This is a genomic window from uncultured Sneathiella sp. (assembly GCF_963973085.1).
In the GTDB taxonomy this organism is placed as follows: Bacteria; Pseudomonadota; Alphaproteobacteria; order Sneathiellales; family Sneathiellaceae; genus Sneathiella.
In genome coordinates this window covers 152,249-166,571 of the sequence record NZ_CAXAXA010000002.1, presented here as the reverse complement: position 1 = coordinate 166,571, position 14,323 = coordinate 152,249, and the positions used below count along the sequence as shown (strand labels likewise).

At 52.4% G+C, this 14,323-nt stretch carries 11 protein-coding genes and 1 riboswitch; of the genes, 6 read left to right on the top strand and 5 right to left on the bottom strand.

The features are described 5' to 3' along the window. Nucleotide 1 precedes the first annotated feature (1 nt). The 4 genes from AACZ19_RS04930 to AACZ19_RS04915 form a co-directional block, all read right to left on the bottom strand. Nucleotides 2-565 carry a DUF924 family protein gene (locus tag AACZ19_RS04930; protein WP_339631709.1) on the bottom strand — a complete coding sequence of 188 codons (564 nt, stop codon included), beginning with the start codon at nt 563-565 and terminating at the stop codon, nt 2-4. Nucleotides 566-680: 115 nt separating this feature from the next. Continuing rightward, nucleotides 681-2,102, bottom strand: coding sequence for a cation:proton antiporter (locus AACZ19_RS04925; RefSeq protein ID WP_339631707.1), 1,422 nt, complete (start codon nt 2,100-2,102; stop codon nt 681-683). Between the two features lie 113 nt (nt 2,103-2,215). After that, entirely contained in the window at nt 2,216-2,956 is a 741-nt protein-coding gene (locus AACZ19_RS04920) for a hypothetical protein (protein WP_339631706.1), read from the bottom strand. Between the two features lie 86 nt (nt 2,957-3,042). Further along, entirely contained in the window at nt 3,043-3,831 is a 789-nt protein-coding gene (locus tag AACZ19_RS04915) for an ATP-binding cassette domain-containing protein (protein WP_339631705.1), read from the bottom strand. A gap of 80 nt (nt 3,832-3,911) precedes the next feature. Here AACZ19_RS04915 and cobD point away from each other — a divergent pair, with 80 nt between their 5' ends. The 5 genes from cobD (at nt 3,912) to AACZ19_RS04890 (ending at nt 12,158) form a co-directional block, all read left to right on the top strand. Beyond that, on the top strand, nt 3,912-4,958 hold the full coding sequence (cobD, locus tag AACZ19_RS04910) for a threonine-phosphate decarboxylase CobD (protein ID WP_339631704.1): 1,047 nt from the start codon (nt 3,912-3,914) through the stop codon (nt 4,956-4,958). Between the two features lie 25 nt (nt 4,959-4,983). Further along, nucleotides 4,984-5,171, top strand: a riboswitch (cobalamin riboswitch). A gap of 127 nt (nt 5,172-5,298) precedes the next feature. Further along, the gene (cobW, locus tag AACZ19_RS04905) at nt 5,299-6,327 is read left to right on the top strand and encodes a cobalamin biosynthesis protein CobW (RefSeq protein WP_339631703.1); all 1,029 of its coding nucleotides are present in this window, start codon (nt 5,299-5,301) and stop codon (nt 6,325-6,327) included. A gap of 1 nt (nt 6,328) precedes the next feature. Next, entirely contained in the window at nt 6,329-10,066 is a 3,738-nt protein-coding gene (gene cobN, locus AACZ19_RS04900; RefSeq protein ID WP_339631701.1) for a cobaltochelatase subunit CobN, read from the top strand. Continuing rightward, on the top strand, nt 10,063-10,695 hold the full coding sequence (gene cobO, locus AACZ19_RS04895; RefSeq protein WP_339631700.1) for a cob(I)yrinic acid a,c-diamide adenosyltransferase: 633 nt from the start codon (nt 10,063-10,065) through the stop codon (nt 10,693-10,695). The genes cobN and cobO overlap by 4 nt, the downstream gene beginning before the upstream one ends. Next, entirely contained in the window at nt 10,695-12,158 is a 1,464-nt protein-coding gene (locus tag AACZ19_RS04890; RefSeq protein WP_339631698.1) for a cobyric acid synthase, read from the top strand. Before cobO ends, AACZ19_RS04890 begins: the two co-directional genes overlap by 1 nt. Here the strand turns inward: AACZ19_RS04890 and cbiB are convergent. After that, on the bottom strand, nt 12,151-13,188 hold the full coding sequence (gene cbiB, locus AACZ19_RS04885; RefSeq protein ID WP_339631696.1) for an adenosylcobinamide-phosphate synthase CbiB: 1,038 nt from the start codon (nt 13,186-13,188) through the stop codon (nt 12,151-12,153). The two genes, AACZ19_RS04890 and cbiB, sit on opposite strands and share 8 nt — an antisense overlap. 91 nt (nt 13,189-13,279) lie before the next feature. Here cbiB and AACZ19_RS04880 point away from each other — a divergent pair, with 91 nt between their 5' ends. Beyond that, complete coding sequence (locus AACZ19_RS04880; protein ID WP_339631695.1) at nt 13,280-14,323, top strand: sirohydrochlorin chelatase; 1,044 nt, start codon at nt 13,280-13,282, stop codon at nt 14,321-14,323.

Sequence of the window (14,323 nt, the reverse complement as noted above, 5' to 3'; positions counted from 1 at the left end):
GCTAAAAAGAAGAATTTGGCGTTTTCAAGAACGCCTCTTCCTCTTTCGTACTTTCCCTGCCCAACTGCTGGTTCCGATGCGGAAAGCGTCCAAATCGCTTAATAATGTCAAGGTGCCGTTGAGCATAGTCCAAGGCCTCTTCCGATCCGAGTTCTTCGAACAATTTAACCGATAGCTTCTGGTCGTCCATATCTTCGCTATGTTCAAATGGTAATGCAGCGAACTGCTTTTCCACATCATTGAGCTTATCGTAAAAGCCGCGGGAAAGCATATGCCGAGCGATTTCTCGCGCTTTACCATCGGCGGCGAAAGCGCGGGATGAGTCACGGAACATATTTCGGGTAAACTGGTCAAACAGCAAAATCAAAGCCAGCGATCCTCGGGCGCTTTCTGTCCAGTGAAGCAGCTCCCCCGCTTCGGCCTTTTCAAAGTCGCCAAGGAATTTTTGACGAATTTCGGCATCAAAATCAGAATTCTTCTTGAACCAGACTTCACGTTGCTTGCCATAATTTTTATCACTTTCCGGCAAAAACCAGAAATCCAGTATGTCCTGAATACGGTCCAAGGTTACCTCTTGTAAAATTTGAAGTGTGGAAGAAACCTATATAGGCCGACTGCCGAAAACAAGCATCGCCCGAAAAATAATAACAGGCTTGTTAACGCGGCGGATTGCGCAGCGACTATTTTCTGTCCTTGTCATTATCTCCGCGCTCCTGCTCCATCAAAGCCTGATAAGATGCTGCATCCTCACTTTGGATAAGAGTCTCGGATCCTTCCGTATGAGAAGAGACAGTATTTTCTTCGCCATCATCCGCGGCCACATTTGATCGCGCTGATTTACCTTTCGTCAACGATTTGAGATACCCCTTCGTCGACTTTGCTGCCCTGACAACCGCCACAGTTTCCTTGCCATATGCATTATTCCAGAAGGCTTGAAAATTACTGGCCTGACCCGCGGCCACTGTCTGCGCACGTCTCGCCGTCATCAGCCAAAGTGGACTGACCATCAGGCTCAAGGCGATGACCGTAATCATCAATTGGGAAATATCGCGCGATACATATCCGCTACCGCCACCGATCGCCATAAGTAGGAAGGAGAACTCTCCAATCTGGCCAAGGGCAGTTCCCGCAATAAAGGCTGAACGCCAGTCGACGCCCGTCACCCTGAGAATAACAATATTTATCGCCGTTTTGCCGACGATCACAACAAGCAGCATAACCAGGACAAGGCCTATATTCTCCCAGATATAGGTTATGTCAATCAAGAGGCCAATCGAGAGGAAAAAGATCATCAGCAGGATAGACTGTATGGGCTGTGTCGCCTCGACAATGCTTTTACGTTCCTGGCTGTTACCAATAATAAGCCCAGCAAGGAAAGCGCCAAAGGCCGGGGATGTACCCAGAAGACCACTGATTGCTGCAAGTCCAAGACAGAAGACAATTCCGAAAAGAGGCGCTAGATCCGCATGACCCGAGATCGCCTGCAAGAAGGGAAGGTGAATGCGTTCGCGGCGGCTCAGAAAAAGAATGAGTCCTATAAGGAATGCAACGGCAAGGCCCAGCGTAAGCAGGAGTATCGGGACATTCAGCGCTTCTCCGGAGAGGCTGCCGACTATCAGCAACATCGGCACCACAGCAAGATCCTGCGCAATCAGCAGGCCAATCGCAATGTTACCCGTGCGTTGATGAAGTTCCCCTATATCTTCAAGTATTTTTACCGCAACAGCCGTCGAACTGATGGACAGGCTGAAAGCAAGCAATACCGTCAACTGCCAGGGCCAGTCCAAATAGAGCGCAAGGACGCCGACAACCAGATAAGCAACAGCAACTTGGAGGAAAACGCCCCCGATTGCTGTTTTCCAGATACGCATAAAGGATTTCAGATTCAGCTCCATCCCGATCAGATAGAGCAGCATCAACACACCTAGCTCGGCCAGTATTTCCACATTTTCCCGGTCCTCGACAAAACCGAAGGCGGAGCGACCCAAAACCATTCCCGTCAGCAAGTAGCCGACGATGGCTGGCTGCTTGAGCCGCGTCATAATCATCCCGAGAATCAGGGCAATTGTCGCAATGAGGGCAATTTCCGTGAGTTGATGCATTGGGTACTTCGGAACCTGCAAAAAGATGTTTTGAATTAATAGGATACGTTTACGCGGGCAAAAGCGCAAGGCGCGCGCGCCGCCTTCGCTATTTTATTTCCGGATCTCAAGCATTAATATTGGATATCCCAGAAACGATTGATTTCCTCCGCGGAGACCCTGAAAATATCTTCGATAGTCAATCGGTAGTGATCAGCCAGTTCCGCAAGAAGCGCCAGTTCGTCAAAATATATCTCCTCGCATTGAAATCTCTCACAGATTTCCTTATCACTCATCATCTGGTGAGAACGTAATAAAATGGCCACCCGATGGCGGTTTTGCTTTTTGCTCTGATCTGCGGAACGCACGGCAAGGCGAATGAATTTGTCGGCCGCCGGGACAAGCTTCTCCGCAGGATAAAGCAGCACACTTGAACGCACAAACTGGCGAGATAGCTTCTCCATATATGGCGTTTTTGGCAAAGAATTCAGTTTTAGATATCGATGAACAACCTCACGTCTGCAGAACACCATCTTCTTCGGCATGATACGGGACAGGGTTAGAAAAGCCGGCGCATATACTACGAGCTGACGAAAGGACATAAGTTTTTCCAGAAACCGGTATTCCGCCAACCACAGGCGTTGTTTTGTCGACGGCAGATGCGCGAGTTCACACTCGACCGCATCACGCAGGGTTGCCAATTCACGACTCTCTTCTAAGCGCCGGTTTTCCGCATGGGCACGTGTTATATAGTCATCAATGAGATATGGACGCTCCCAACAGCCGGGGGACGATGCATTTTGCTTCCAAGGCAGGTTTTTGCGATGCCTTAATAGGTCGGAAGCAATGAAAGAATCAATTTCCCTGTCACGCATGGATATTGTGCAGTCCTGATTGTCGGCATGTGACAATTCAGACGCTCAGCAAGCTGCCTGCGTGATAAAAATTCCTGTAAATCAAATCAAGCGGAAATCGTTGATACCGACATTTGTATCGGGCCATCTTTTCGCTTGTTCCAAAATTGGGAAACATAAGCGTTATCGCTATGCGCGGCCTCGCGGACATCCCCGGTCCAAACAACGCGCCCTTCATGCAACATGGCAATCCGATCAGAGATAATACGTGCCGTGAGCAAATTGCTCGTAATCGCCATCACCGTACTCCCCAACTCCCGCACGTTGTTGAAAATCTGGTCATTGATCACGTTGCTCATGATCGGGTCGAGACCCGCCGTGGGCTCGTCGAGAAACAGGATTGCCGGATCACCGGCGATGGCGCGGGCAAATCCAACGCGTTTCTGCATCCCTCCGGAAAGCTCAGCCGGATAGAGATCCGCGACATCGGATGAAAGTCCGACAGAACGCAGCTTCTTGATCGCCATTTCCTTGACATCACTTTTGCTCATGCCCGGCTGCTGACTGAGCCGAAAACCGATATTCTCCCAGACCCGCATGCCATCAAACAGCCCAGAACGCTGGAACAGAATACCGAAATTACGAAAAAACTTGACCCGTTCTTTCTCCGGCAAGTCGCTGACTTCCTTGCCATCAAGCAGAATTGAACCGCTATCAGGCTTGATAAGGCCAAGAATACATTTGAGGGTAAGTGTCTTGCCCGAGCCGGAAGGCCCGATCAACGTGAGAATCTCACCGGTTTTAACCTCCAGATTAATGCCGTTCAGAACCTGAACGCCATCAAAGCTCTTGCAGAGGTCCTTGACCACGATCTTATTTTTGACTGTGTCTGTCATGATTTCGAAACTACAGGATAAATTTGCGAAAACAAACTGCATTCTGATAAGAGAGGACAGTTTTAAGAACGCGAGGTGCAATGATCCCGACTTTCTTGCAAAAACCCGAAAACGGCCTGCAGTTTCACGGCGGTGATCTACATTGGGCCTGCGCGAATTTCGGCCATGACATGTCTGAATGGCTGGACATCAGCACCGGCATAAACCCATATCCCTATCCGATTACGGATGTAACGACTAGCGCTTGGCAGAGACTCCCTTCGGCGAGTGCCGAAACTGCAATTCTAGATGCGGCAAAAACTTACTATTCGGTTTCCAAAGCCGCAAAAATCTGCGCATTGCCCGGAACACAATCGGCTATTCAGTTGTTGCCTCGACTGATGCCTCTGTCGGAAGTAGAAATTATCTCTCCGACCTATAATGAGCATGCCGCCTGCTGGTCACGAGCGGGGCATCAGGTGCGTGAAATAGAAGGTATTGAGGATATCAGTGGGACCGCGAAAATTGCTATCCTTGTTCATCCCAATAATCCCGATGGCCGAAAGTATCTGACGCAAGACTTGAAGGCATTGGCAAAAAAACTCCATGCCCGCGGCGGCTGGCTTATTATTGATGAGGCTTTCGCCGACACGGACCCTGAAATTTCGCTTGCGCCGGATGTCGATGAAAACGGCCCCCTCATTCTGAAATCCTTCGGAAAATTCTTCGGGCTTGCCGGGCTCCGGCTTGGATTCCTGATCGGACCACCTCCGTTCGTCGACAGAATTCGCGGAGAATTAGGCCCTTGGGCTGTCAGTGGCATCGCCTTAGAGGCCGGGGCAAAAGCACTAGCCGACGATGAATGGATCACCTCGACCCGCAGCAGGCTTCACAATTCGGCGCATCGAATGACCAATCTATTAGCGCAAAGCGGCCTCAAGATTGTTGGTGGCACGGATCTATTTTGCCTGACAGAATCGGAAAACACCGAGGATCTATTCCGGCATCTTTGCGAAGCGGCCATTCTCTGCAGGATGTTTCCAGAGCGCCCAAATTTTCTGCGTTTCGGCCATCCGGGGACCGAAAAGGAATGGATCCGTCTCGAAACCTCTCTGCATGACTGGACTAGGTCAGAAAACAGCCGCTAACGGATTGACAGAAGAAGCTTTCCGCCTTAGCGTCCGGTCCGATGGTTCCCAATCCGGGATTATAAGGGAATGCGGTGCGATTTTTATCAATGCCGCGGCTGTCCCCGCAACTGTAAGCGATTAGCCAGCACAAAAAGCCACTGAGGAAATCGGGAAGGCAAGTGCCGGTGCCATTCGCAAGCCAGGAGACCTGCCATCATTATGTGTTAATGTCAGCTGCATGACGGAGGATCATGATGAGCGTAATCGCTTCGCGTCTTAAATATCTGCTTCCTGACAACCTTTACGCGTCAGCATCGCTTCACTGCGACTTTCTCTTTCAATCAATGGAACTCTCATTATGAGCGAAAAGATCCCCGCAACGGTTATTACCGGCTTTCTGGGGGCTGGAAAAACCAGTCTCATTCGAAACCTGATTGAGAATTCAGATGGCCGCAAAATTGCGTTGATCATTAATGAATTCGGGGATCTGGGGGTTGATGGCGAAATCCTGAAGGGGTGCGGCAACGAGAACTGCACAGAAGATGATATCGTCGAGCTTGCGAACGGCTGTATCTGCTGTACCGTCGCAGATGATTTTCTGCCGACAATTCAGAAACTACTCGATCGTGACATTCGTCCCGATCATATCATTGTGGAAACATCAGGGCTCGCGCTTCCCAAGCCGCTTGTCCGTGCCTTTGGCTGGCCCGAAGTACGAACGCAGGTCACAGTCGATGGTGTCGTAACAGTCATTGATGGCCCGGCCTATCGGGATGGCCTGTTCGCGGCCAACCCGGCGGCCGTTCAGGCGCAGCGGGAAGCCGACGAAAATCTCGACCACGACAGTCCGCTTGAAGAGCTGTTCGATGACCAGCTCAACTGCGCTGACCTGATCATCTTCAATAAGGCTGACCTTCTGGACGAAACATCCATATCAGCGGCGACTGCTACGCTAAAAGGAAGGGTCCGACCTTCCGTGAAGATGCTCCTGTCAAGTCATGGCAAGGTCGATGCGCGAGTGCTTCTAGGATTAGGCGCGGCTGCGGAAGATGACCTCGCGGCGCGCCCCTCCGTTCACGACGACGCCGATGATCATGAACATGATGATTTTGAAAGTTTCGTTCTTGATATCGGAGAAATAACGTCTCCTGAGGCCCTGGTTTCCAAACTAGAAGCCGCGATTTCTGCTCATAATATATTGCGCGTAAAAGGCTTTATAGCAGTGGTTGGTAAGGACATGCGGATGGTGCTGCAAGGTGTCGGCAACCGGCTGCAACACTATTTCGATCGCGACTGGGAAGACGGCGAAACCCGGGTCAGCAAACTGGTAATTATCGGTGAGCATGATATGGATCAGGTTGCCGTTACCCGATTGATAACGACCTGACATGCATTTGCTGGCAGCCATACCGGGTGGGATCGCGGATGGATCGGAAGCGATTGATCTTGGCCAGACGCCGGGAGACATCGTCTTTCTCTCGTCGGCAGATACGGAACTATCCAGTCTTGCAACGGCGCAAAAATCCGGACTGAACAGACCGTCGCTGCGGCTCGCCAATAATATGCAACTATCGCACAATCTTTCTGTCGATATCTATGTCGAGGATGTCATCGCCCATGCAAAGCTGGTCATAATCCGGCTTCTGGGAGGGGTCAGCTACTGGCCTTATGCGGTTGAGAGGATCACGGAATGTTGCCGCCAAAAAGACATAAGGCTTGCGTTCCTGCCCGGTGACGATCAACCAGACGAGGAACTTGCGGGCCTGAACACGCTGCCGCGCGATTCTGTCCACCGGCTCTGGCAGTATCTGGTGGAAGGCGGCGCAGAAAATTATAATGGCTTTCTGGATTATGCGCGGCATTTGCTGGACGGAGAGGGTGAGTGGCGGGAACCCAAACCTCTGATGAGGGCGGGTCTTTACTGGCCGGAACTTGAAAGGCCGGATTTAGATAGTCTCCGCGAGCATTGGAAAAAGGACGCGCCCGTCGCTGGCATTATTTTCTATCGCGCACTTTTTCAGGCGAATAATCTGGCTCCGGTTAATGACCTTATCGCTGCATTGCTCGCACGGGATATAAATCCACTGCCCATATTCGTCTCCAGCCTGAAAGATAGAATATCAGCTGAAATAGTCTCTCATCATCTATACGAAGCGCCTCCGTCTGTCTTGCTGAATGCAACCGGTTTTGCAATATCCAACCCGGGAGCGGAGAGAAAAGAAACACCCTTCGACGCAGCAGACTGTCCTATCCTGCAGGTTATATTTTCTGGCGGAAATGAAGCGGCCTGGCGTGACGGGGTTACCGGGCTTAACGCAAGGGACATTGCAATGAATGTCGCCCTCCCGGAAGTTGATGGCCGGATCCTCTCGCGCGCCGTTTCCTTTAAAGCCGATGACGGTTTCGATGATGCGACACAAACGAATATTATCGCCTATAAATCGGTTCCGGATCGCATTGAATTTGTTGCAGATCTCGCAGCAAGCTGGGCGCGGCTTCGCAACGCAAAAGCCTCTGAGCGAAAAATCGCTCTGATCCTGGCAAACTATCCAACGAAAAATGGCCGTATCGGTAATGGTGTAGGGCTTGATACGCCTGCGGGCACGATAGAAGTATTAAAGGCTTTGAAAAAAAACGGTTATGATGTTTCCGTTATTCCGGAGTCCGGAAATGACCTGATCAATAGTCTGCTGGAAGGCCCAACAAATGACCGCAAAGTCATAAAGCGAAAATCAGGCCTTTCCTATTCCATGGCATCTTACAAAAACTTTTTTGAACAACTGCCCGGCTTCTTGCAATCGACGATACTGGAACGTTGGGGACAGCCCGAAAATGATCCCTTTGTAGAAGAGGGCGAATTCAAACTGGCGGCGCACAGACTTGGCAATATCATTGTCGGCATCCAGCCCGCCCGGGGTTATAATATTGACCCTGCAGCCAGCTATCACGATCCGGACCTGGTCCCTCCGCACGGCTATCTGGCTTTTTATGCTTTCTTGCGGGAAGCTGAGAAAGTGCATGCTGTTATTCATATGGGCAAGCATGGCAATCTGGAATGGCTTCCTGGAAAGTCGGTTGCCCTCTCGCAAGAATGCTACCCTGAGGCGGTCTTTGGACCTATGGTTCATCTATATCCGTTTATCGTCAATGATCCGGGTGAAGGGACACAAGCCAAGCGCCGGGCAAGTGCTGTTATCATCGACCATCTGACACCGCCGATGACGCGAGCAGAGAGCTATGGCCCGCTTGCTGATCTTGAACGGTTGATTGATGAGTATTATGAGGCGGCCGGCGTTGATCCGCGTCGTATAGCGCTGCTTCGTAAACAGATACTGGAGCTGACCCAAACGACTGGCATCGACATTGATTGCGGCATTGAGGCTGAAGAGCCGGAAGACAATCAACTATCCAAACTCGACAACTATCTCTGTGAGTTGAAGGAATTGCAGATCCGCGATGGGCTGCATGTTTTTGGTGTTTCGCCGACAGATCGCCAGCTTACTGACCTGCTCGTCGCCCTTTTGCGCATCCCACGCGGCGACGGCAAATTCGGCAATGCATCCCTTATTCGCAGCATGGCGCAAGACTTGGAACTATCTGAAGACTTTGACCCACTAGATTGTGACATGGGGGCGAAATGGACCGGCGCGCGGCCTGATATGCTGGCCTATGACGGCACATGGCGATCCAACGGCGATACGGTTGAACGGCTTGAACTCCTCGCTGCCGAGCTTGTCGCCGGAGAAAAAGTTGCAAGCCCGGATTGGCAAAAAACCCGAGCGGTACTGGAAGGTTTGGAGAATACATTGCGTCCAGCCGTTGAAGCGAGTGGCCGCGCCGAAATTGATGGCTTACTGAAGGGCTTAAACGGACGCTTTGTGGAGCCCGGCCCGTCAGGGGCCCCGACACGCGGACGAAGTGACGTGCTTCCGACAGGGCGAAATTTCTACTCGGTCGACAGCCGCGCTATACCGACACCAACGGCATGGCTGTTAGGTTGGAAATCGGCCGGCCTTCTGATTGACCGCTATCGGCAGGAAAACGGCGCCTGGCCAAAAACAATGATCCTGAGCGCCTGGGGCACCTCCAACATGCGCACAGGCGGCGACGATATCGCACAGGCCCTTGCGCTGATGGGCGTTCGCCCGACATGGGACAAAGCCTCCAACCGGGTGACTGGCTTCGAAATCCTTCCCGCAAGCATTCTTGACCGCCCTCGTGTTGACGTAACATTACGGGTATCCGGCTTTTTCCGCGATGCCTTCCCGCAACAAATGGCCCTGTTCGATAGTGCCGCACGAGATGTTGCTGCGCTTGAAGAGGATGAGAAGACAAACCCCCTCGCCGCTCGTGTCCGTAGTGACAAGGCTGAGCTCATCAAATCCGGCTTACCGGAGGACGTTGCGACAAAGCGTGCCGGACATCGCCTGTTCGGCTCCAAGCCCGGTGCATATGGTGCGGGATTGCAGGCCCTGATCGATGAAAAAGGCTGGACAGAAGAAGGGGATCTTGCCCGCGCCTATATAGCCTGGGGCGGTTATGCCTATGGGGCCGGTGACGAGGGCGTGGCCGAACACTCCCTTTTCGAGAAAAGGCTGGGGCATGTAGAAGCGGTCGTTCACAATCAGGATAACCGGGAGCATGATCTGCTTGATAGCGATGATTATTACCAGTTTGAAGGGGGTGTCACGGCGGCAGTACGGCATATCAAGGGCGTCCAACCCATCGTGTATCACAACGATCATTCCCGACCTGAGAACCCGAAAATAAGGACGCTCGAAGAAGAGGTCGGCCGGGTAGTCCGTGCCCGTGTCGTTAATCCGAAATGGATAGAGGGTGTGATGCGCCATGGATATAAAGGGGCCTTTGAAATGGCCGCAACGGTCGACTATCTTTTCGCCTTTGCCGCGACGGCCAAGGCCGTCAGGGATCATCATTTTGATGCCGTGTTTGACGCTTACATGATGGACGGCAAGGTTCGGGATTTCCTTAAAGACAACAATCCGGACGCCTTGCGGGAAATGGCGGACCGGTTTCAGGAAGCATTAGACCGAGATCTTTGGCGTCCACGCCGAAACACCATCCATGATGAGCTCAAGTTACTGAAACAGGAGGGAGCGCAATGAGCATTAATCTAACGCAGGAAGAAATCGCCCGCGCGAATGAAAAAGCCGCGAAGAAAAAGGCTGCTCGGGATAAGATGCTTGCCACCAAAACAATCGAAAAAGGATTGTTGATTGTGCATACCGGCAAGGGTAAGGGGAAATCGACGGCGGCCTTCGGCCTTGCTGCACGCGCAATCGGCAATGATATGAGAGTTGGCGTCGTGCAATATGTGAAGGGGAAATGGGAGACCGGAGAGCGAAAAGTCCTGGAAGCCTTCCCCGACCAGATCGACATTCACACCATGGGTGAAGGCTTTACCTGGGAAACGCAGGATCGGGAGCGGGACATTCGTGCGGCCGAAAAAGCGTGGGAGAAATCCAAGGAAATGATCGAAGCGAGCCGTGGCGACAATCCCGCCTATGACATGGTTATCCTCGACGAGCTGAATATCGTACTCCGGTATGACAGCCTCCCTCTCGGAGAAGTCATAGAGTTCCTGAAAAACAAACCGGAAAAACTGCATGTGGTGGTGACCGGCCGCAATGCGAAAGAAGAACTTATCGAGATTGCCGATCTGGTGACCGAAATGACCCAGATCAAACATCCCTTTCGTTCCGGCGTAAAAGCGCAAGTCGGGATAGAATTCTGATGACAGCGGCCCTCATGCTGCAGGGAACGGGATCTGATGTCGGCAAGTCGCTGCTTGTTGCCGGACTGGCCCGCGCCTACAGTAATCGGGGGCTCAAAGTCCGACCGTTCAAGCCGCAGAATATGTCAAACAATGCCGCTGTGACGATCGAAGGTGGCGAGATTGGCCGGGCCCAAGCCCTGCAGGCACGAGCGGCAAGAACACCGCTTCTAAACGATATGAACCCGGTTCTGCTTAAGCCGCAAACCGATATCGGTGCTCAGGTTATCGTGCAGGGAAAGATGTATGGCACCGCCGCTGCGCGCGACTATCAGGCCATTAAACAGAAACTGCTACCCAAGGTTTTGGAGAGCTTCCACCGGATCGGCGAAAATGTCGATCTTGTCCTTATCGAGGGCGCCGGCAGCCCTGCGGAGGTCAACCTCCGTGCCAACGATATTGCCAATATGGGATTTGCCGAGGCCGCCGACGTGCCGGTCGTCCTCATCGGGGATATCGACCGGGGTGGTGTGATCGCCCAGATTGTCGGCACACATATGCTACTCTCCCCGTCGGAACAGCAACGGATGAAGGGCTATCTCATCAACAAGTTTCGCGGAGATATCTCTCTCTTCGATGATGGCCTCAAAATAACGAGTGAGAAAACCGGGCTCAGGAATTTCGGCGTGCTTCCCTTCTTCGATGAAGCACATCACCTGCCCCCGGAAGATGCCTTTTCGATCACGTCACGGCCTGCTCGACTTGGCGACATAAATATTGCCGTTCCGATCCTTTCGCGCATTGCGAATTTTGATGATCTTGATCCGCTGCTGGCCGAACCCGGCGTGACGATTCATATGGTGCGTCCCGGCAATACCATTCCAGCCGGCATGGATGTAATCTTGCTGCCCGGATCCAAGGCGACTCTCGCCGATATGGATTTCATCCGTCTGCAGGGTTGGGATATCGATATACAGTCTCATGTCCGACAGGGCGGAACGGTAATCGGTCTTTGCGCCGGATACCAGATGCTAGGCCGCCAACTATCCGATCCCGGCGGAATTGAAGGCCCCGCGCGAACCATTGACGGGCTTGGCCTTCTCGATTTCACGACGACGCTCACGGCGGAGAAAACACTAGTGGAAGAAGATGGCAAGGAGCATCTAACCGGCAGTGCGATCCGGGGGTATCACATGCATGTCGGCAGGACCAATGGACCAGCCCTTGAACAGCCTTTTGTCACGCTTTCCTCCGGCCCAGATGGTGCAATCTCGCCAAACAAGCGGATCATGGGAGGCTATCTGCACGGATTATTCACAAGCGATGAATTTCGATATAAATTTATTAACCGGTTTAAAAATCAAAATGAAAAAATTGATAATTTTGAATATCTTGTAGAAAATACCTTAGATAAACTCGCAGAACATATGGAGCGCCATCTTGACCTTGATGGCCTGCTGGAGGTTGCCAATGATGTCAGCTGAAGCAGTATATTACGAACGCGAGACCAATAAGCAGCGCCATGATCAAACCGCCCGCTACCCGGTAGAGAAGGAGGGCGCGAAAAATATGCTCAGAACTGGCAGCACGAATCCCGGCCCCGTTCATCCAATGGTCGGAAACTTCGATCCCGTCATACATACGCGGTCCGGCCAGCGCGATACCAAGAGCGCCCGCCATCGCCGCTTCCGGCCAGCCGGCATTAAAACTGCGGTGATAAGATGCATCCCTGAAAATAGCTTTAAGGGCCGCCTTCGCATTCGCGCCTTTCACGAAACAAGCTGCAACAACTATCAGAATAGCTGTCAGTCGCGCCGGGATATAGTTCGCCACATCATCAATCCGGGCCGCCGCTTTACCAAAAAATTCATATCGCGTATTGTGATGCCCGATCATACTATCGAGGGTGTTGACCGCCTTATAGGCACAGAGCCCGGGGAGTCCCAGCAGGGCAAACCAGAAAATGGGCGCAACGGTGCCATCAGAAAAATTCTCGGCAAGCGATTCGATGGCCGCCCGCGAAATGGCGCTCTCATCAAGTTTCTCAGGATCGCGCCCGACAATATGGGAAATCGCCGCTCGTCCCTCTCCAAGACTGCACTCCAGTCCAACCCTTACGTCGCGAACATGAATGTAAAGCCCGTGCCAGGCGATCAAGCTACTCGCCAGAACCGCCAGCAAAATCATGCCGGCCGGAATGGCCTGGCAAAGTGTTGCGATGGCAGATCCCACCAAGACCGCAACGATAATGACGGCTGCACAACATTGTGCGCCCGATACAAACTGCTGCCTGCTACTTTTTCCACCGTCGTTCGTCCGGGTTTCCAGCACCGATATCAATTTGCCCAGCAGGACGACGGGATGCGGAATAGCTCGATAAAGCCATTTTGGATCCCCCGCCAGTGCATCAATGAGGAGCGCCAGCAGGATAATCAGCGGCGGTGTGAAAAAAGCAGAGCTGGACGTGAACAATATGCTGGACATCGGCGCAACATGATATGGTCGTGTGGACACGTCAATCTTGAATTTATTGACCTCAGACGACACAGCCCCCTAAAACTATTCCCTGCGTACAATTTGCTGTGTGCAGAAACCGGAGCTTGATATGACAGAAAAATATGGCGTAATGGTCTGCGGCCACGGCAGTCGCGATGAGGGTGCGGTGACTGAGTTTGCCGCCGTTGCAAAAGGCATAGCGAAGCGCCTGCCGCAATATCAGGTGGATTCAGGTTTTCTTGAGTTTGCGACGCCGATAATCCGCGATGGTCTCGACCGCCTTCGGGAAAGCCATCACAACCATATCCTCGCCATTCCGGGCATGTTGTTTGCCGCAGGCCATGCCAAGAATGACATTCCGTCGGTTCTCAATCGGTATGCGGCGGAGCATGAAGGATTGACTATTTCCTACGGCAGGGAGCTCGGTATTGATCCTAAAATGATCCGCGCTGCCGGAGAAAGAATCCGCGAGGCACTGGCGGAAGCGGCCACTGACGTCCCCTTGCATGAAACCATGCTTGTGGTTGTCGGACGCGGCGCCTCGGACCCGGATGCCAATTCCAATGTCACCAAGGTTATGCGACTCTTGTGGGAAGGATTGGGCTTCGGATGGGGGGAAACGGTCTATTCAGGCGTGACCTTCCCGCTGGTTGAGCCGGGCTTGGAACATGCGGCGCGGCTTGGCTACAAACGAATTGTCGTCTTCCCCTATTTCCTGTTCACCGGCATTCTTGTCAATCGAATCTATGATTATACGGACAAGGTCGCCGCAGCTCACCCGGACATCGAATTCATCAAGGCCCCTTATCTCAATGATCATCCCTTGGTTCTCGACTGCTTCGCCGAAAGGGTGACGGAAATCCTTGATGGCACCAATAATATGAACTGCGGGATGTGCAAGTACCGTGAACAGGCCCTCGGGTTCGAGGATGAAGTCGGCCTTAAACAGGAGAGCCATCATCATCATGTCGAAGGGATCGGCACAGGCGATAACACTCACGACCATAGTCATGATCACCATCATCACAATGAACACGACCATTCGCACGGTCATGATCATTCCCACAGCCATGACCATGACCATCACCATCATCCTTACCCTCACGCCGACCATCCACTCGGCCCGGTCAGCATGAAGAAAAACGGTCGATAG